This window comes from Stenotrophomonas sp. YJH_SMC_130 (assembly GCF_059369035.1).
In genome coordinates this window covers 474,014-494,163 of sequence record NZ_JCAFSH010000001.1, presented here as the reverse complement: position 1 = coordinate 494,163, position 20,150 = coordinate 474,014, and the positions used below count along the sequence as shown (strand labels likewise).

Below are 20,150 nucleotides of genomic sequence, written 5' to 3'. Positions count from 1 at the left end.
GAAGTGGGCCTCACCCAGTCCCCACCTAGGGTATTTACTTTGGGTGAATATCATATGAAGCTGTCGTGAAGGGGGGCTTGTCCTCCCTTGAAGTACAGGGGGCGCAAGGGACGGCGCAGCTGCTTTCTGGCCGGAACATGACGCCAGCACACGTCGGTGGATTACCGATCGTCTGGTGATTGCCGACGCAATTGGACAAAGGGATGTTCCATGCGTATCTGGCAGTGGCAGGCGTTGTTGGGCGCGGCATTGGTCGTGTCATCCGGGTGGACCTGGGCGAGTAGCCCGGTCACCCCGCATACCGAGTACTACAAAAAGATCAAGAACAGCGAGGGGCTGGCACCGCTGACCTCGAGCCTGTTCGGGGATAGCATCAGCCCCAGCTCGGGGTCGACCGAATTTGTCGTTACCGACATCGACTTGCCAGGCAACAACGCGCTGCCGGTGCGATTGCAGCGTCGTCTCGCTGTGCAGTCCTTCAAGGACCGGCAGCCGTTGGGGGGATTCGGCAGCTGGGACATCGAAGTCCCCTACATGCACGCCACCTTCGACTCCATCTGGAAGTGGAACGAGTCGGGTAATGGTGCCACCCAGCGTTGCTCGCAGACCTTCTACCCCAAGACGCGTACCGGCGTGGGCACCTTCGAGATTTGGACCGGCGTGCAGGTGCGTGTCCCCGACCAGGGCGAGCAGGAGATGCTGCTGATCGCCAACGCCTCCAACCCGAAACCCACCAACGGTGAAACCTATCGTTGGGGCACTCGAGGCAATATGCGCCTCAGTTGCCTGGGCTCGACGGCCAATGGCTATCCCGGTGAGGGATTCCTGGGCGTGGATGCTTCGGGGAATCGCTACTTCTTCAATGTGGGTATTGAACGAACAGCGGGCTTCATGGATCTCGGCCAGGGCGTAGGTTCCAAGTTGGTGCGTGTTCTGCTGATGGCCAGCCGGGTCGAAGATCGCCACGGCAACTGGGTAGCCTATGACTATTCGGGCGACAAGCTGGTTGGCATTCGCGGCAGTGATGGTCGTGCCATCTCCATTGCCTATGCCGGGGACCGCATTGCCAGTGCGACAGCCAATGGCCGTACCTGGAGCTACGAGTACAACGAGGGCTCCGGTGCAATGGGATTCGCACGCTGGCCTGCGCTGCGTGCCGTGCAGCAGCCGGATGGTGCTCGCTTCGGCTATGAGTACAGCTGGCAGGACGGCGGATTCGGAGGGCTGAATCCGGAGTATCAGAGCTGGGATGGTGAACCGAAGCTCTGCATCAAGCCCACGTTCGAGCAGTCCGGCTTTACCCTCATCGCGACCCACCCATCGGGAACGCGCGGGCAGTTTGAGTTCAAGTACCTGCGCCGCACCCGGCTGGGTGTGAAAAGTACGGCCTGCGCAGACATGGGCGGTGGGCGCTACGCGCAACGCGCCTCCAATGCGTTCGACCTCTTCGCGATCACCAGCAAGACGCTGACGGGGGCCGGGTTGGGCAGTCTGACCTGGACGTACGAATCGGGCGGGTATGACTCGGGCCTGGCGAACTCCGCAGTGTCGACGATCGTGGAGCCGGACGGCACGCGTCGTCACAGCGTATTCGGACGAAAATTCGACGAGAATGAGGGGCAGTTGCTGCAGGAGGCGGTGCGCGCGCCGGACGGTCAGATCGTCCAGGTCACCACCAATACCTATATGAGTTCGGACGAGGTCCAGGCCGGACCGTTCCCGGACAGCTATGGTTCGATGACCGCAGCCGATGATCCCTTCGCCGTCAAGATTCGTCCCCTGAAGCAATCTGTGCTCAGCCAGGATGGTGTCAACTTCGTCAACACGACCGATCAGTTCGATGCGCATGTGCGGCCGGTGGTGCAGACCGAGAGTAACTCGTTGGGGCGCGCGCGAACGCTGAGAACCACCTACTTCGACGACACGGGTCGTTGGATACTCAGCCAAGTCGCGCGCAGCACACAGAGCGTTGGCGGCGTTGAGATTGAGACCGAACGCACCGAGTTCGACTCGATGGCGCGCCCGCAACGTACCTACGCCTTCGGCGCGTTGCAGCAGACGCTGGGCTATCACGCCGATGGCACGCTCGCCTCCGTGGCCGATGGCAAGGGCAATGCCATTGCGCTTGGCAGCTGGAAGCGTGGCCTGCCGCAGAGTGTCGCGTATCCGGACGGCAGCAGTGCCTCGCTGCAGGTCGATGACAATGGCTGGGTGCGCGCAGCGGTGGAGCCCAATGGTGCCAGCCGGAGCTTCGACTACGACGGGATGGGCCGAATCATACTGGCGACCCAGGCCGCCAATGACAGCGTGGCCTGGAATCCTTCTACAACGCGATTCTTCCAGGTGCCGGGAGCGGAGATCGGGCTGGAAGCGGGACATTGGAAGCGCGAGTCCAGTACCGGCAACGCACGCGCGGTGACGTACTACGATGGGTTGTGGCGCCCAGTATTGGAAGAGTCGTTCGACGCTGCGGACCGTGGCGGTACATTGCGCCAGACGGTGACCCGTTATGACAGCAATGGGCGCCTGGTTTTTACCTCCTATCCGACGCGCGCGGCGTCCGACTTCCGCTCGGCGCTGCCCGGCACCCATACCGGCTATGACGCGCTCGGGCGCCCCAATCGCAGCGAGCAGGACAGCGAACTGGGCCGGCTTGTCACGACCACCGAGCAGCTCGGTGGAGGCAGCGTAAGGGTGACCAATCCGCGCGGCATTGCCACCACCACCGACTACCTGATGTACGGCAAGCCCAGCCAGGACACGCCCATCCGGATTCTCCACGCTGAGGGAGTGGTGACGGAGATTCAGCGCGACACGCTGGGCAAGCCGCTGTCGATCCTGCGACGCAACGGCGATGGCAGCATCAGTGTGCGGCGGCAGTACGTCTATGACGGCGCCCAGCGACTGTGCAAGAGCATGGAGCCCGAAACGGGTACGACCGGCATGGGCTATGACGCTGCAGGCAATCTGCTCTGGTCTGCCTCGGGCCTGACGTTGCTGGGCCCTCAATGCGACAGCGAGGCTGCCTATGCGTCGCCTTCACGGGCTGACCGCACCTACGACAGCATGAATCGTTTGCTGACGCTGCGCTTCTCGGATGGCCAGGGTGATCAGGACTGGAACTACTGGCCTGGCGGGAAAGTGAAGCGTGTGCAGACCCGCAACAACGGCGCCGTCACCACCAACGACTACACCTACAACCTACGCGGGCTGCCTACGTCCGAGAGCGTGGCCTACGACGGTGGTGAGGCCTGGGCGCTGGGCTATGGCTACGATGCGAATGGCGCTTTGGCAACCCATGTGCAGCCGTCCGGCCTGACGATCGACTACGGCCCGAATGCGCTGGGGCAGCCGACGCGAGCCGGAGCCTTCGCCACCAACGTGCGCTATTACGCGAACGGCGGCATGAGCGGCTTCACCTATGGTAACGGCGTCGTGCATCAGATGACGCAGAACGCGCGCGGCCTTCCCGATCGCAGCACCGACAGTGGTGCCGGTGGCAAGGTCATCGATGATGGCTACGATTACGATGCCAATGGCAATGTGGCGGCCATCAGTGACGGCCTACCGGCAGCCCCTGGAAACCGCGACATGCGCTATGACGGTCTGGATCGTCTGACCGCGGTGACGGCAGCCAGCTTCGGAAACGCAAGCTATGCGTACAACGTTCTGGACAACATCGTGGCCGCCAACGTCGGCGCGCGGCGGCAGTCCTTTGAGTACGACTTCAACAATCGGTTGACGAACGTGCGGGATGTCGGCAGTGGTGCGACCGTGACCGGGCTTGGCTATGACAGCCAGGGTAACCTGAAGATCCGCAATGGCGTGGCGTTCCGGTTCGACTACGGCAATCGCCTGCGCGAGGTCGATGGCAAGGAGGCCTATCAGTACGACGCGCATGGACGCCGCACCCTGGCCAGTGCGCCCAATGGCAACATTCGTTCCCTCTATGGGCAGGATGGCGTGCTGCGCTATCAGCACGATCAGCGCCAGGCGAAGGGCTTTGACTATATCCAGCTCAACGGCAGCCTTGTTGCCAAGCGTGCCGTGGATATCGCGCCTGCAGCACTGGTCGTAACGGTTCCGGGTTACAGTGCGGACGGTGCGTTTGCGGTGCAGTGGACAGCCGTTGCCGGTGCGCAGCGTTACGAGGTGCAGGAGTCGGGTGGCGGTGACTGGCAGGCTGTCTATCAAGGGCCTGCGCTGAACGTTTCGCTGGCCGGGCGAAGCTCCGGCGTCTATCGCTATCGTGGCCGTGCCTGCAATGGCACTGTCTGCGGTGCTTGGGGTGTGGAAGCTTCCATCCAGGTGGAGCTTGCTCCCACCGCTGCGCCGGTGATCACTGCACCGGCGCAAGGTATCAACGGAACCTATTCCCTGAGCTGGTCAGCGGTGCAGGGGGCCGCCCGCTTTGTGCTTGAGGAGGCCGTGGGGGGTGGTTGGAATGTGGCCTTTGATGGCTCTGGCCGAACCTATCAAGTGACCAGCAAGCCTGCAGGCACCTACCGCTATCGGGTCAAAGCATGCAATCCACAGGGCTGCGGCGCCTACTCGACCGAAGCGGCGATTACTGCGCTGTATGCCCCATCCGTACCCGCACTGTCGGTACCTGCTGCGAGCTACAACGGCAGCTACGCCGTCTCTGTTTCGAGCGTGGCCCAGGCCAGCAGCTATCGCATTGAAGAACAGTTCAACGGGGGGGCATGGACTGAGATCAACCGGATCAGTGGGAATCAACTGGCCATTAGTGGACGAATCGCCGGCAGTTACGCCTATCGTGCCTTTGCATGCAATGACGCCGGGTGCAGCGCGGCAAGCGCCGTAGGCGGTATCGTCGTGACATTGCCACCGGTCCAAGCCACGGGAATCAATCTCGGTGGCGTGAGCTACAGTTCAACCGTGAGCATGTGGTGGGGCGCAATCCCCACCGCGACGAGTTACCAGTTGATGGAACAGCTCAACGGCGGTGGCTTCGGACTCGCCCAGGAAGACGGTGCGACCGCTGTGGCCCGAGGCGGCCGCTGGCCGGGGCAGTGGGACTACCAGGTGCGTGGCTGCAATGTCGCCGGTTGCGGACCGTGGTCAGCGGTAGCGGGCGTGCGCGTGATTGGTCCTCCGGCGACCCCGGTCCTGCGCGTGCCGGATGGAGTGGGAATCGGCGCGGCTTACTCGATCTCCCTGCTGGAAGTAGCGGACGCGACGCGCTATGAAATCGACGAAAGTATTGACGGCGCCAACTGGTCGCTGATTGCGGGGGATCGAACCGTTTCCCTGAATAAGGGCGGCGGAGGCAACTTCTACTACCGTGGTCGTGCCTGCAATCCCGCAGGCTGCAGCCCCAGTTCTGCTGCTGGCCTGGTTGCGATTTCCAGTGCGCCGGCCGTACCTACGGGTGTGAGGATCGTAAAGAGCGGCCCCAACATCTGCTCGGTCATCTGGAATGCGTCGCCGGGTGCCACCTACTACAACATGCGTTCAAGCAGCGGCGGCGCGACCTATAGGGCAGAAGGCATCGGCTACGACCTCGATACGCGCTGCCAGGGTGGTTACAAGGTGCGTGCCTGCAATGCGCAGGCGTGCTCGGCATGGTCGAACTGAGGTGGACTCGATGGACGCAGGAATGAGGACGCTGCTGATTCGGACCGTTGCCGGGGCCACGCTGATTCTGGGTGGGCTGTTCAATCAGGCTGCTGCGGAGACGATTACCTATATCCACACCGATGCGTTAGGGTCACCGGTCGCTGAGACCGACTCGGCTGGCATCGTTATCCGACGTACCACCTATGAGCCATATGGTGCTGTGGTTGGTGGATCCGTTGCTGATGGGCCTGGTTATACCGGGCATGTGACCGATGCCTCGACAGGCTTGAGCTACATGCAGCAACGGTACATGGATTCACAGTTGGGTGTGTTTCTAAGTGTGGATCCTGTGACGGCCTATGGGGGGACTATGGCGCAGTTCAACAGGTACAGGTATGGAAATGGAAGTCCGTATCGATTCGTTGACCCAGATGGACGTATCGGATGCACTGGAACCAGAATCCAAGGCGTCTGCGATTCTGGCGGTGTCGCGGGTTTGCGAACGTCCGCGCGAAGCCCTGTCGACGATAAGCGAGAAACTGGCGCTCCGAGGATGGCAATATCCAATGCATCATCCAGGGAGTACAAGGAATCCGATTCAAATGGCGAGAAAAAGCAGATCGTGAATGCAATCGGTCTGCTGCCCACGTGGAAAGCCAAGTCTGCAGCCGACAGAGCACTGGCTGCGGCGGTGGAGTCAGGCCTCCCAGGGCAGCACAATGGCAAGGGAGACGCATTTCGACATTGTCTTTGGTCATGTGACATGGCGAACACAATTGGTCAGAACAGCGCTAAGTCTGTTGGCGACATACACGAAGCATGGAGTAGCGGCCCAAGACGCGAGGTGCTTATGGACCTTTTCAATAATGAAGTTGGACGAAGGTATAGTGGTTCTGGACGCACGTGCGCGGCCGCATGCATGTCAGGAGTTGGAGACGGGTCGCTCAGCACCGACGTAGAGGAGTGGGGAAAATGAGAGGTTTGATCTTGCTGGCGGCGGGGCTGTTGTCCCTCATTGGCTGCAGTTCGCCACCGGGTCTCGGGGTAAGTTTGAGCAATGAATCTGGTGAGGCGATCTATCAGGTCAGATTGCAGGCCGGAGGAAGCACGTTTGGCACCGACCAGTTGCCGGCGGGTGAGAAGGCGTCTGGCAGTCTGGACGTTGTCACGGATTCGGCGGCGGAAGTTGTGTATCGGCGATCACCTCAGTCGGAGGAGATCCATTGCGGCGGGGATGTTTATGTTGCTGCCGGTGCTCTTCAGACATTGGTCGTTGTCGTGGGCAAGGATGGATGCGCGTTCAGGATCCAGTAGATGGGGGGAAAGCAAGTGGATGTGGGAGGGCGGCCAAGATTGTTAAAGGTAGAGCGATGGGTTGGAAGAACATGGTGCTGCCTGGCTGCTGTCTGCCCTAGAAGACTCCCGTCGCGCCAATGCTCAGGTACTTCTGGAACACGCCCGATGTGACACCGCGCCAGCTGAAGAATTGAGGAGGATGCGGCAGACGACCCGCTCGCAGCGGAAATCCCGAGGGTGTAGCAGATCGTCTTGGCTGTGCCCTCAAGGCAATTGACCTTGGCGCCTGACAGCCACTAGAATAGCCAGCTAAGCCGGAATAGCTCAGTTGGTAGAGCGGCGCATTCGTAATGCGTAGGTCGCAGGTTCGACTCCTGTTTCCGGCACCAGTTAGATGAGAAGCCCCGGCCTTGGTCGGGGCTTTTTTGTGCTCAGGTAGTGCCAGCCCATGGCTGGCAGGTCGCGATTTCCGAATCTCGGGGGGGGGGCAGCTCGCCCCTCCGGCTTCCCAGACGCTTACCTCCTCGCCCTGTTCCTGACTTGGCAACCGCAGCCGGTCATTCCTGTGCTATGAATACACGGCCTTGCTTCGAGGCTCTTTCAGGGATTGGAAGGATGCGCAGGTTCGGGGGGAACTGCAGGCGGTGTGTCGACCCGCTTCAGAGGATTTGAAGATCGAATTCGGAAGCTGGGGGCATTGGGCGCCTGGCTGTGCTGCGTGTTGCTGATCGGCTTTGGCCTGTCGCCATCCGCTATAGCCCAGACGACGGTCACGTACATTCACACGGATGCCTTGGGCTCGGTTGTGGCCGAGAGCGATGCCAACGGCAACGTGATCAAGCGCTATGACTACGAGCCTTACGGTGCCGTGGTAGGCGGGGAAGTCCCGGACGGACCGGGGTATACCGGGCATGTGAGCGACTCGGCTACTGGCCTGAGCTACATGCAGCAGCGCTACATGGATCCGCAGTTGGGAGTGTTCCTGTCGGTGGATCCGGTGACAGCGTATGAGCAGCCGGTTGGGCAGTTCAATCGGTATCGGTATGCGAACGGGAATCCGTACAAGTTCACTGATCCTGATGGACGGCAGGCGATTCCGATGCCGGCCCCTTACATCCTTCCCATCCCGGTTCCCAACCCCGGTGGAAACATCCAGCGCAGTGAGGATACATCCGGGGGGAATCGCGAGAGCGGGCCAAGTGGAAGGCCGACTTCGAGGCCCACTGAACGTCCCGCAGGTCGGGATACAGTTCGGCGGGGGCGAGACGGGCAGCCAATACCCAATCGTTTCCCCGACCGACCACTACCCACGAAGCCCAATGGTGAGCCTGCACCAGAACCGGATGCGGCTGGCCCGCATACGCAACTGGGGCAGCGAGATGGTAGAAATGGAAAGTACGATCAGGCGAGTGAATTCGACGGTCACGGGAGGCCGGTAAAGACTATTGATTTTACTGACCACGGCCGGCCGGGCAGTCATACGAACCCGCACGAACATCCTTATGAGCCGAGTGCTACCGGGGGCACTCCTTCACGCGGACCCGCGCGGCCGCTTAACGGAGGCGGATAGTCATGACGGTAAACGCTTGGGACTTCCCAATCACGGGAGACAGGGTAGTTGAGGCGTTAAGAGATAACTTCAGCACGAATGATATTTGGCTGCTATCGCATTTGGATGTCCCTTCGGGAGCGGAGTCAAAAGCGACCTTGGGTCATCTTCGAGAGCGGATGGTGAACAGGCCGTTAGAGGTGTCTACGGGTGATCTGTGCGATGCGCTTGCCGGCGCGCCGCAAGTATGGGTACTGGACATCCGGCTATCATCCGACCACGAAGTCCAGCTCTACATTGAAGATGGTGAGGTATTTGAGGAGAGTCTGGACAGGATGGTCGGAACCGGAAATATCGCTGGGCCGACAGACCCGGGACTGAGATGAAATGTAGGTTCGACTCCTGTTTCCGGCACCAGTTGTAATGAAAAGCCCCGGCCTTGGTTGGGGCTTTTTGTTTGCGCCCGCCGGTGATCCTTGGATGGCCACCTCACTGAAGGCTGCAAGCCTTCATCAACGCCTCGTCATCCCTGCATCCTTCGCCAGCCACCACGCCAGCTGCCGGAGATAACCACCTGCAGCTCCCGCCAATGCGCCGATCAGCAGGCGTGCGAGCACTCTGATCCCGCGCGCGGCCCGCTCCCGCACCCAAGGCAGTACCGCCACCACCTGCGCACCTAGCAACAGCATCAGCACGTCCAGCCCGAGCGCGTCCACCACCGGCAGCAACGGCGACAGCACTGGGTTGCAGGCGAGCACGATCACCAGCGCAGCACCCAGCGCGGCCATCAGGCAGCGCACGGCGGGCAGGTTGGTCCAGCGCAGCAGCTGGTCCATCAGGCGCATGGCATTCCATGTATCACGTGTGCGAGCCCTCATCAGGCTCAATCGGCCGCACCGGTTGCCGCAGCACGGTTCTTAATCGTGCCGCCTCGGTCCTGCGCGGGTCGCTCAGGTAGATCTCATGATGGGGGCCGGCAAAGGTGTAACCCAGTGCGGCCATTACTTCGTCATGCAGGTGCGCCAGGACGGGTCCTTCGTCGTCGTAGGCGCCCACGTGCAACGTCTGCAGGCTGGGGCCTTCGGCAAGGCGTTCATGGCGGAGGCTGGGCGGCGCATCTCCCAGCTTCGCGCGCGCCTTGCTGATCGCCGCTTGCCACTGCGCAGGCCGGATGTCCTCAGGCGTGCGGATCATCACGGTCCAGGCCCACTCATCCTTGCGCCGCGCGACGAAGCTGGCCGGGTTCTCGGCACTCCACAGTGCTTCCAGCGGTGGCACCACGTAGTCGCGCCCTTCGGCCTTCAGCGCGAACTTCAGTGCATAGCTCACCGAATACAGCCACTGCACGGCCTGCAGGTAGGCGGGGGCCGTGTTCGGGTCGCCGCGACCATCGACCATCACGTAGGGAAGGGGCGGTATATCCACGCGTACGAACCTGCCGGCGGGCGGTTGATAGAGCGCCCGGTCGCGCTTCTTGAAGTCGATCTTGTCCATGGGCTTCCTCCAGCGCCGAGCATCCCATGCCGGGCACCTGCCAGCACGCCTGAACAGGTTCAGATGACTTTGCCGAACGAGGGCGGAGCGCCGGCCACCACTCGATGCCAGGATGCCGCCCCCGGCTGTTCTGCCCGCCGCGCCTGCGCGGTGCGACAACGTGTCGCAGCCAGAATCGGGCCTTTCCTGCGCTCGATCAATGTCAATGTCTTTCTTAAATGGTGGGTGACGGCCTAAAATTGAAAGGCTGACTCGACCCCACCTCCCTGCCTGTCTTCCGGACCGGTGGGACCGGCTTTGGCCGGAACAGGCAGGGACGGGGAACGGCATTCCCTCGCAATTGGATCGACCGATGATTCCGTTGAAAACCCTTGGGCGCTGGTTGCGCCCGGGCCTGCTGCTGTCGTTGCTGGTGATGCTCACCGGCTGCGATGCCGTGGCCATCCTCAGTCCGAAGGGCCAGATCGGCCAGGATGAGAAGACCCTGCTGATCACGGCCACCGTGCTCATGCTGCTGGTCGTCATCCCGGTCATCATCATGACCCTGACGTTCGCGTGGAAGTATCGCGCCTCCAACACCAAGGCCCGCTACGAGCCGAAGTGGTCCCACTCGACGGCGATCGAGGTGGTGGTGTGGTCGATCCCGTGCATGATCGTGCTGGTCCTGGCGGTCCTGACCTGGCGCTCGTCGCACGCACTGGACCCGTACCGTCCGCTGGATTCGGACGTCAAGCCGGTCACCATCGAGGCGATCTCGCTGGACTGGAAGTGGCTGTTCATCTATCCGGAAGAGAAGGTGGCGGTCGTCAACGAAATCAAGTTCCCGGTCAACACGCCGCTGAACTTCAAGATCACGTCCGATTCGGTGATGAATGCCTTCTTCATCCCGCACCTGGGCAGCATGATCTACTCGATGGCTGCGATGGAGACCAAGCTCCACCTGATCGCCAACGAGACCGGTGAATTCCCGGGCATGTCCTCGCACTACAGCGGCGCGGGCTTCGCCAAGATGCACTTCACCGCCTACTCGGTCACCGATGCCGAATACCGCCAGTGGCTGGACCAGGTCCGCGCCGCCGAGCAGACCCTGGACAAGGCCTCGTTCAAGGCCCTGGGTGAAGCACGCAACGCCGAGTGGTATCCGGTCACTTACTTCGGCAAGACCGAAGAAGGCCTGTTCGACTGGGTCATCGCCAAGCACATGGGCGACAACAAGCATTACGGCATGAAGCACTCGCATGCTGGTGCCGCCGCTGCCGATGCCGCCACCCATGAAGCGCACGAGGGCCACGCCCCGAGTGACGCGCATGATTCCAAGGAATCGGGTGAAAACCTGGATGCCACCGAACACGAACACGCAGGCCATGCCGGCCACGCGGGTTCGGGAGAATGAACATGTTGGGAAAACTCTCTCTTGAGTCGATCCCCCACGATCCGATCGTGCTGACCACCCTGGTCGGCGCGGTTCTTGGTGGCCTGGGCGTCGTCGCCCTGATCACCAAGTTCAAGCTGTGGGGCTATCTGTGGAAGGAGTGGTTCACTTCGGTGGATCACAAGAAGATCGGCGTGATGTACCTCATCGTCGCCTTCGTCATGCTGCTGCGCGGTTTCTCCGACGCCATCATGATGCGTACCCAGCAGGCCATCGCCGTCGGTGGCTCGGAGGGTTACCTGCCGCCGCACCACTACGACCAGATCTTCACCGCCCACGGCGTGATCATGATCTTCTTCGTGGCGATGCCGCTGATCACCGGCCTGATGAACCTGGCCGTGCCGCTGCAGATCGGTGCGCGCGACGTTGCGTTCCCGTTCGTCAACTCGCTCAGCTTCTGGCTGTTCGTGTCCGGTGCGGTGCTGATCATGCTGTCGCTGTGGATCGGTGAGTTCGCTGCCACCGGCTGGCTGGCGTTCCCGCCGTTGTCGGGCATCGAATACAGTCCAAGCGTCGGCATGGACTATTACATCTGGGGCCTACAGGTGGCGGGTTTGGGTACCACGCTCAGTGGTATCAACTTCTTCATCACCATCCTCAAGATGCGCACCCCGAGCATGAAGCTGATGCAGATGCCGGTGTTCACCTGGACCGCCCTGGTGACCAACGTGCTGATCGTCGCGGCCTTCCCGGTGCTGACCATCACCCTGGTGCTGCTGACCCTGGACCGTTACCTGGGTACGCACTTCTTCACCAATGACGGTGGCGGCAACGCCATGCTGTACATCAACCTGATCTGGATCTGGGGTCACCCGGAGGTGTACATCCTGGTCCTGCCGGCGTTCGGTGTGTTCTCCGAAGTCATCGCGACCTTCTCGCGCAAGGCGCTGTTCGGCTACAAGGGCATGGTCTACGCCACCGCCTGCATCGGCGTGCTGTCGTTCATCGTGTGGCTGCACCACTTCTTCACCATGGGTTCGGGTGCCAACGTCAATGCCTTCTTCGGCATCACGACGATGATCATCTCGATCCCGACCGGCGTGAAGATCTTCAACTGGCTGTTCACCATGTTCCGTGGCCGCGTGCACTTCACCACCCCGGTGCTGTGGACCATCGGCTTCATGGTCACCTTCGTCATCGGCGGCATGACCGGCGTGATGCTGGCGATTCCGGCCATCGACTTCGTGCTGCACAACAGCCTGTTCCTGATCGCCCACTTCCACAACGTCATCATCGGCGGCGTGGTGTTCGGCATGTTCGCCGGCATCACCTACTGGTGGCCGAAGATGTTCGGCTTCCGCCTCAATGAGTTCTGGGGCAAGTGCGCGTTCTGGTGCTGGTTCATCGGCTTCTACGTGACCTTCATGCCGATGTACGTGCTGGGCTTCATGGGCATGACCCGCCGCCTGCAGAGCACCGTGAACCCGGCCTACGAGCCGCTGCTGCTGGTTGCTGCCTGCGGCGCGTTCATCGTCGGCGCCGGCATCCTGTGCCAGATCATCCAGGTGGCCGTGTCGATCCGCGACCGCAAGAAGACCGTCGACCTGACCGGCGACCCGTGGGATGCCCGTACGCTGGAGTGGGAAACCTCCTCGCCGCCGGCCTTCTACAACTTCGCGACGCTGCCGGAAGTCACCGAGCTGGACGATTTCTGGGAGCGCAAGCAGCGGGGTGAAGCCTGGCCGAAGCCGGCCAAGTACACCGACATCCACATGCCGCGCAACACCGGCACGGGCGTTGTCATCGGTGCCTTCAGCCTGGTGTTCGGCTTCGCGATGATCTGGCACATCTGGTGGCTGGCCATCGTCGGCTTCGTCGGCATGATCGCCACGTTCATCTACCGCACCTTCGACCAGGACGTGGACTACTGGGTCCCGGCCGCCGAGGTGGAACGCATCGAGAACGAACACCGCAAGCACCTGGAAGCCCAGGGCCTGGTGAAGTCGGAGCTGAAGGCATGAGCACCAATACCTCGACCCTGAGCCACGGGCACGCCGCGCATGCGGCGGCCCATGGCCATGACGACCACGAGCACCACGATACCGGCGGCAACACCGTCTTCGGTTTCTGGGTGTATCTGATGAGCGACTGCCTCATCTTCGCCTCGCTGTTCGCCACCTACGTGGTGCTGGCAGGCGGTACCGATGGCGGTCCCACCGCGAAGGACCTGTTCGAGCTGCCGTTCGTGGCGTGGGAAACCGCGCTGCTGCTGACCTCGTCGCTGACCTTCGGCCTGGGCATGATTGCCATGCACCGCAGGCAGATGGGCCAGATGTACCTGTGGCTGGGCATCACCTGGCTGCTGGGCTTCGGCTTCATGTGCATGGAAGTGTGGGAGTTCCAGCACCTGATCCATCAGGGCTACGGTCCGGACCGCAGTGCCTTCCTGTCGGCGTTCTTCGCCCTGGTCGGTACCCACGGCCTGCACGTCAGCGCCGGCCTGCTGTGGCTGCTGGTGATGTTCGTGCAGCTGAAGAAGTACGGCCTGACCCCGACCAACAAGACCCGCATGGCGTGCCTGAGCCTGTTCTGGCACTTCCTGGACCTGATCTGGATCGGCGTGTTCTCCGTCGTCTACCTCAATGGAGCGCTGTAATGGCACATGACAACCATGCACACGACCACGGCACCGGCGGCGAAAGCCACGGCAGCGTGAAGTCGTACCTGATCGGCTTCGTGCTGGCGGTGGTGCTGACCGTCATCCCGTTCTGGATGGTGATGTCGGGCGATTTCTCGCGCACCGTCAACGGTGTGGTGATCGCGGTCACCGCGGTGCTGCAGATGCTGGTCCACCTGGTGTTCTTCCTGCACCTGGACCGCTCTTCGGAAAGTCGCTGGAACGTCAACGCTGCGGCCTTCACTGTCGTGGTGATCGGCATCATCGTGATCGGCACCCTGTGGGTCATGCACAACATGAACGTGCACATGATGCACTGACGTCCTCGCGACGTTGCCGCGCAGAAAGGCCGCCCTCGGGCGGCCTTTTTGTTGGCGGATGGATGGGGGCGGATCCCTGTCCGCAGGACAGGGCTCTGACCCTGGGGCCCGGGTAGATCCACGCCATGCGTGGATGGGGTCAGAGCCCTTGCCTGCGGCAAGGGATCCGACCCCGGAACCGGGGCCTCACCCCACCCGGCGCAGGAACTCCTCGGGCTCCATCGGCCGCCCCAGGTGATAACCCTGCAACTGGTCGCAGCCCAGCTCGCTCAGGTATTCGCGCTGTGCCTGCGTCTCCACGCCTTCGGCCACCACCTGCAGCTGCAGGGTGCGGCCCAGCGCGATGATCGACGAGACGATGGCGGCGTCCTCGTCATTGCGCTCCAGGTCGTGCACGAACGCACGGTCGATCTTCAGTTCGGTGGCTGGCATCCGCTTGAGGTACAGCAGGCTGGAGTAGCCGGTACCGAAATCATCGATGGCGATGTGCACGCCCATTGCGGTCAGGTCGCTGAGGATCGCCAAGCTGGCATCGACGTCCTTCATCGCCGTGGTCTCGGTGATCTCCAGGGTCAGCCGTGCCGGTTCGATCCGGTGCCGCTCCAGCACCTCGCGCACGCTGTCCAGCAGTGCCGGCGAGGCGAACTGCAACGGCGACAGGTTCACCGCCATCGTCCATTCCGCATGCCCGGCATCGTGCCATGCCCGCAGTTGCGCGCAGGCCTGGTCCAGTACCCAGTCACCGATCGGCAGGATCAGACCGCTGCGTTCGGCGATCGGAATGAACACATCCGGCGCCAGCAGCCCCAGCTCCGGGTGCTGCCAGCGCAGCAGCGCCTCGGCGCCGGTGGCCGGTGCGCCCGCGGCCGGAAATTTGGGCTGGTAATGCAGGATCAGTTCGTTGCGGGCGATGGCCTTGCGCAGGTCCTGCAGCAGGCGCAGTTGGCGATTGGCACTGAGCTGCATCGAGGGCGTGAAGAAGGTATAGCCGTTCCGCCCGGTTTCCTTGGTGTGGTACATCGCCGCATCGGCGTGCGCCATCAGCTCGCGCTCGTTGCTGGCGTCATCCGGGTACAGGGCGATGCCCAAGCTGGCGCTGACCTGCAGTTCGGCCGCATCCAGCGTGAACGGCTCACCGGCGGCGGCAATGATGCGCTCGGCCACCACGACCGCATCGTCGGGAGTATCGATGGCCAGCACGATCACGAACTCGTCGCCGCCGAGACGGGCGAACGTGTCCTGCGGGCGCAGCAGGCCGCCGATGCGCTGCGCCACCGCCACCAGCAGGCGGTCGCCAAGCTGATGGCCATAGGCATCATTGACCGCCTTGAAGCCATCCAGGTCGCAGAACATCACCGCCACCGCATGATTGCGGCGCCGCGCCTTCTCGATAGCCTGCTCGATGCGGTCCTGCAGCAGCATGCGGTTGGGCAGCTGGGTCAACGGGTCGTGCAGGGCCGCCTGGATCAGCTTGTCGTTGGCGTGCGCCAGCGAATCGGCCAGCAGCCCGGTGCGCACGCGCATCTGCCGGTCGATCAGCGAGGCCACCAGGGCGATGCCCAGCGTGGCCACGGTGGTGACGATCACCAGCACCGCCAGCCAGCGCGTGTCGATGCCGCCACTGCCGACGGCGCCACAGAGGCTGCCTTCCGGGAAGCGTGCCGCGGCCATGCCGGTGTAATGCATGCCGACGATGGCCAGGCCCATCACCAGCGATGCGAGCGCACGCAGGAGGAGGGTGCGGCGCTGCTCGGCGCGCAGGCGGAAGGCGATCCACAGGGCGGCGCCAGCGGCACCGATGGCCACCGCGATGGAGGCGGCAAACCAGCCCGGGTGGTAGTCGATGCCGGGCTGCATGCGCATCGCTGCCATGCCCAGGTAGTGCATGGCTGCGATGCCCAGGCCCATCAGCACGGCCCCGGCCAGCAGCCGGCGCCACGGCAGGCTGGGGCGCGATACCAGCCACAGCGCATAGGCCGAGGCACCGATCGAGACCGCCAGCGAGTACAGGGTGATGCCGAGGTCATAGCCCAGCGGGATCGGCAGGTCGAAGGCCAGCATGCCGATGAAGTGCATCGACCAGATGCCCAGGCCCATGGCCGCCGCGCCTCCGGCCAGCCACCAGCGCGCCACGCGCCCCTCGGCGGTGGCCAGGCGCCCGGCCATGTCCAGCGCCGTGTACGAAGCAAGAATGGCCACCAGCAGGGAGATGATGACCAGGCTCTGACTGTAACTGCCAGTCATGTTGAATCCAGTGGGGGAGGAAGGGAGCGCCCGCAAGGCGCACGCCCGCGACCCCTATCGGCGCGGGTGGGCAGGACTTGAGCGGTCGCAGCAGCTGCGACCCGGCTCGGCTATCCTGCCACGCCTGTTCCCGTTGCTGGAAATCATCCGATGGCCAAAGCCCGCACCGCCTACGTCTGCAATGAATGCGGCGCCGAATTCAGCAAGTGGCAGGGCCAGTGCACCGAGTGCAACGCCTGGAACTCGTTGTCGGAAATCGTGCTGGAGAGCGCGGCGGCGGCCAAGGCACCGGCGTCGCGCCGGGCAGGCTGGGCCGGCAAGATCGATCCGCCGAAGATCACCGCGCTGAAGGATGTGGAGCAGACCGAGCATCGCCGGGTCTCCACCGGCATCGGCGAGTTCGACCGTGTGCTGGGCGGCGGCCTGGTCGAAGGCGCGGTGGTGCTGGTGGGCGGCGACCCGGGCATCGGCAAGTCGACGCTGCTGCTGCAGGCGGTGGCGAAGATGGCCGCTGAGCTGCCTGTGCTGTACGTCACCGGCGAGGAGTCACTGGCGCAGGTGGCTGGCCGTGCGCATCGCCTGGAGCTGCCGCTGGACGGCGTCAATGCGCTGGCCGAGACCGGGGTCGAGTCGATCCTGCAGCACGCATCCAAGGCCGGCCCGCGGCTGATCGTGGCCGATTCGGTGCAGACCCTGTGGACCGAGAGCCTGACCGCTGCGCCCGGTTCGGTCAGCCAGGTGCGCGAGAGCGCGGCGCGGCTGGTGCGGTTTGCCAAGGAAACCGGCACTGCCGTGTTCCTGGTCGGCCATGTGACCAAGGAGGGCGGCATCGCCGGCCCGCGCGTGCTGGAACACATGGTGGACGCGGTGCTGTACTTCGAGGGCGAGAGCGGCAGCCGCTTCCGCCTGTTGCGCGCGTTCAAGAACCGCTTCGGTGCGGTCAACGAGCTGGGTGTGTTCGCGATGGGCGACAAGGGCCTGAAGGAGGTCTCCAACCCCTCGGCGATCTTCCTGTCCGGCGGCAGCACCCATCAGCCGGGCAGCTGCGTGATGGTCACCCGCGAGGGCACGCGGCCGCTGCTGGTGGAGGTACAGGCGCTGGTCGACGCATCGCCGCTGTCGAACCCGCGCCGTGTCGCGGTCGGCCTGGAGCAGAATCGCCTGGCCATGCTGCTGGCAGTGCTGCATCGCCATGGCGGCGTACTGGTCGGCGACCAGGACGTGTTCGTCAATGTGGTCGGTGGCATCCGCGTCCAGGAGACCGCCGCCGATCTACCGGTGCTGCTGGCGGTGTTGTCGTCGCTGCAGGATCGGCCGCTGGCGGAGAAGACCATCGCCTTCGGCGAGGTGGGCCTGTCCGGCGAGATCCGCCCGGTGCCCAATGGCGAAGACCGCCTGCGCGAGGCCGCCACCCATGGCTTCAAGCGCGCCATCGTGCCCAGGGCCAATGCGCCCAAGGGCGGTTCGGTGAAAGGCATGGAGGTGATCGCGGTAGAACGCCTGTCCGAGGCCATCGACGCGGCGTGATGCCAGCCCTGTAGAGCCGAGCCCACGCTCGGCTGCTTTCTGTGGAGTCGAGCCATGCTCGACTGGTGGTCGAACAGCAGCCGAGCATGGGCTCGGCTCTACACGTGTCCAATGCAGTAACGGTCAGCTTCACTGTGCTAGTTTTTCCCGCTCGACGAAGACGCCCTCTGGCGTCTTTCCGTGCCCAGGAGTAAACGATTACATGCAGGACACCGCACTCACCGCCCCCAACGCCGAGATCCGTCGTGCCGGGGTCGATCTCAATGGACTGATGACGGTGCTGGGCAAGCACCTGTATTCCACCCCGGTGGTGGCGCTGCGTGAGCTGGTACAGAACGCGCATGACTCGATCATCCGCCGCCGCATCGAGCAGCCCGGCGTTGACGTGCCTTCGCGCATTTCGGTGCAGGTTGATGCCGGTGCCGGCGTGCTGCGCATCACCGATACTGGGGCCGGCCTGACCCGCCAGGAGATCCACGATTACCTGGCCACCGTCGGCGTCGGCTACACCCGTGGCCTGCGCCAGGGCGGTGAGGACGATGAAGGGCTGATCGGCATGTTCGGCCTCGGCTTCCTGTCGGCCTTCGTGCTGGCGCGCCGGGTCAGCGTGCGCACCACCTCGTACCAGACGCCGGATCTGGGCCACCTGTACGTGTCCAGCAACGCCGAGCAGTACACCGTCAGCGAAGTGCCGGCACGCGCGGTGGGTACCGAGGTGGAGCTGGAGCTGCATCCGGACTTCCTGCCGCTGGCCAACGAAGCGCGCCTGCATGAGGTGCTGGGCCGCTACTGCGCGTTGCTGTCCGAGCCGATCTTCATCGGTGCTGCGGGCGAGGCGCTCAATCCCGAGCCGCCGCCGTGGCGCGGCCAGGGGGATGTCGCCGTGCATCCGGTGCAGGCCCGCCGGCAGGCACTGCAGTTCGCCGCGCGGTTCGAGCATGATTTCGAGCCGATCGTCACCGTGCCGTTGCGTGCCGATGGCAACAGCGATGCCACTGGCCTGCTGTGGGTGCAGGATGGCGCCACCTATGGCACCAGCGACAACCGCAACCTGTCGGTGTTCGTGCGTGGGATGCTGCTGGATGACGACGCGCGCGACCTGCTGCCGCCGTGGGCCGGTTTCATCGGCGGGGTGATCGAATCCTCGCGGTTGACGCCCACCGCCAGCCGCGAAGACCTGCAGCGCGATGACCAGTACCGCGCGGTGCAGCATGCACTTCTGGAGGCGCTGATCGACGGCCTGGCCGACGTTGCGAAGCAGCAACCGGAAGCCTGGCGGCGCGTGCTGACCCGCCACAACGAGGCGCTGCTGGGTGCGGCACTGTGCGATGACCGCCTGTTCGAACTGCTGATGGAGCATGTGCGGGTGCCGACTTCGCAGGGCGACCTGCCGGCCAGTGCGCTGCCGGCGCGCGGTGCCGTGCATGTCATCCTCGACAACGGCGGTGGCTTTGAAGAGATGCTGTTCCGGGCGATGGGCGTACCGGTCGCGCATGGCCATCGCTATGCGGTGGTGCCGTTCCTGCGGCGCTGGGCCCAGGCCAAGGGCCTGCGCCTGGTCGAGCTGGGTACCGAACAGGGCAACCGCGCACTGTTCCGCAGTGATGACAGCCTCGACGAGGCGCAGCTGGCGTGGCTGCGCGAACAACTGGGCGACGGCGAGCAGCTGCTGCCCGCGCGTTTCAGCCCGGAGGCGCTGCCGGTGGTGGTGGTGCCCGACCGCGAGGCCGAGCTGAAGCAGCGGCTGGAAGACGACGAGAACGACAAGCGCGTCTCGATGGCCGCGCTGCGCCTGGCGCGACAGTTCACCGCGCGCATCGAATCGCGCGCACCGTCGCGGCTGTATCTCAATCTCGACAACCCGGCGGTGCAGGCACTGCTGCGCGCCCAGCGCGAGGGCCACCCACAGGCCGAGGCCGCAGCCCGCCTGCTGCGCTCGCTGAAAGTCATCGTCGCCGCGCAGGGCCGCCCGCTGGCACGCGCGACTGCTACGCCGGGCCCGGATCTCAATGGTGCCTTCACCGATATCGCCGGTGCCCTGCAGCAGATGCTGCGCTGAGCACCGCACCTTCTCATCCAGCCTTCGCTAGA

At 63.6% G+C, this 20,150-nt stretch carries 13 protein-coding genes and 1 tRNA gene; 11 read left to right on the top strand and 3 right to left on the bottom strand.

The features are described 5' to 3' along the window. Positions 1–210: 210 nt before the first annotated feature. The 5 genes from AC5P5V_RS02310 (at position 211) to AC5P5V_RS02290 (ending at position 8,446) form a co-directional block, all read left to right on the top strand. Positions 211–5,598, top strand: coding sequence for a hypothetical protein (locus AC5P5V_RS02310; RefSeq protein ID WP_495215809.1), 5,388 nt, complete (start codon positions 211–213; stop codon positions 5,596–5,598). Continuing rightward, positions 5,567–6,556, top strand: a complete 990-nt coding sequence (locus AC5P5V_RS02305; RefSeq protein WP_134968506.1) for an RHS repeat-associated core domain-containing protein — start codon at positions 5,567–5,569, stop codon at positions 6,554–6,556. Before AC5P5V_RS02310 ends, AC5P5V_RS02305 begins: the two co-directional genes overlap by 32 nt. Then, positions 6,553–6,894, top strand: a complete 342-nt coding sequence (locus AC5P5V_RS02300) for a hypothetical protein (RefSeq protein WP_134968505.1) — start codon at positions 6,553–6,555, stop codon at positions 6,892–6,894. The genes AC5P5V_RS02305 and AC5P5V_RS02300 overlap by 4 nt, the downstream gene beginning before the upstream one ends. Before the next feature lie 295 nt (positions 6,895–7,189). Beyond that, positions 7,190–7,265 (top strand) — tRNA-Thr (locus tag AC5P5V_RS02295). A gap of 257 nt (positions 7,266–7,522) precedes the next feature. Further along, the gene (locus AC5P5V_RS02290) at positions 7,523–8,446 is read left to right on the top strand and encodes an RHS repeat-associated core domain-containing protein (RefSeq protein WP_321573207.1); all 924 of its coding nucleotides are present in this window, start codon (positions 7,523–7,525) and stop codon (positions 8,444–8,446) included. A 491-nt stretch (positions 8,447–8,937) separates the two neighbouring features. On the opposite strand, the gene AC5P5V_RS02285 is transcribed toward AC5P5V_RS02290, so the two are convergent. Continuing rightward, a complete protein-coding gene (locus AC5P5V_RS02285) occupies positions 8,938–9,270 on the bottom strand; it encodes a hypothetical protein (RefSeq protein WP_134968504.1) in 333 nt (110 codons plus the stop codon). A gap of 13 nt (positions 9,271–9,283) precedes the next feature. Beyond that, complete coding sequence (locus tag AC5P5V_RS02280) at positions 9,284–9,919, bottom strand: GyrI-like domain-containing protein (protein ID WP_134968503.1); 636 nt, start codon at positions 9,917–9,919, stop codon at positions 9,284–9,286. Positions 9,920–10,271: 352 nt separating this feature from the next. On the opposite strand from AC5P5V_RS02280, the gene cyoA reads away from it, so the two are divergent. From cyoA to cyoD, 4 genes are read left to right on the top strand one after another with little or no spacing between them, the layout of a single operon-like run. After that, the gene (cyoA, locus tag AC5P5V_RS02275; RefSeq protein ID WP_231352610.1) at positions 10,272–11,312 is read left to right on the top strand and encodes a ubiquinol oxidase subunit II; all 1,041 of its coding nucleotides are present in this window, start codon (positions 10,272–10,274) and stop codon (positions 11,310–11,312) included. Positions 11,313–11,314: 2 nt separating this feature from the next. Further along, positions 11,315–13,312 carry a cytochrome o ubiquinol oxidase subunit I gene (gene cyoB / locus AC5P5V_RS02270; RefSeq protein ID WP_061479143.1) on the top strand — a complete coding sequence of 666 codons (1,998 nt, stop codon included), beginning with the start codon at positions 11,315–11,317 and terminating at the stop codon, positions 13,310–13,312. Then, positions 13,309–13,947, top strand: a complete 639-nt coding sequence (gene cyoC, locus AC5P5V_RS02265; RefSeq protein ID WP_134968501.1) for a cytochrome o ubiquinol oxidase subunit III — start codon at positions 13,309–13,311, stop codon at positions 13,945–13,947. Before cyoB ends, cyoC begins: the two co-directional genes overlap by 4 nt. Further along, positions 13,947–14,288 carry a cytochrome o ubiquinol oxidase subunit IV gene (gene cyoD, locus AC5P5V_RS02260; RefSeq protein ID WP_005415725.1) on the top strand — a complete coding sequence of 114 codons (342 nt, stop codon included), beginning with the start codon at positions 13,947–13,949 and terminating at the stop codon, positions 14,286–14,288. The genes cyoC and cyoD overlap by 1 nt, the downstream gene beginning before the upstream one ends. A gap of 186 nt (positions 14,289–14,474) precedes the next feature. On the opposite strand, the gene AC5P5V_RS02255 is transcribed toward cyoD, so the two are convergent. Next, positions 14,475–16,532 carry a putative bifunctional diguanylate cyclase/phosphodiesterase gene (locus AC5P5V_RS02255; protein WP_231352611.1) on the bottom strand — a complete coding sequence of 686 codons (2,058 nt, stop codon included), beginning with the start codon at positions 16,530–16,532 and terminating at the stop codon, positions 14,475–14,477. A 150-nt stretch (positions 16,533–16,682) separates the two neighbouring features. On the opposite strand from AC5P5V_RS02255, the gene radA reads away from it, so the two are divergent. After that, positions 16,683–18,059 (top strand): DNA repair protein RadA, encoded by a 1,377-nt coding sequence (gene radA / locus AC5P5V_RS02250; protein WP_061479145.1) that lies wholly within the window; start codon positions 16,683–16,685, stop codon positions 18,057–18,059. 202 nt (positions 18,060–18,261) lie between these two features. Then, positions 18,262–20,118 carry an ATP-binding protein gene (locus tag AC5P5V_RS02245; RefSeq protein ID WP_134969392.1) on the top strand — a complete coding sequence of 619 codons (1,857 nt, stop codon included), beginning with the start codon at positions 18,262–18,264 and terminating at the stop codon, positions 20,116–20,118. The last annotated feature ends 32 nt before the right edge of the window (positions 20,119–20,150 follow it).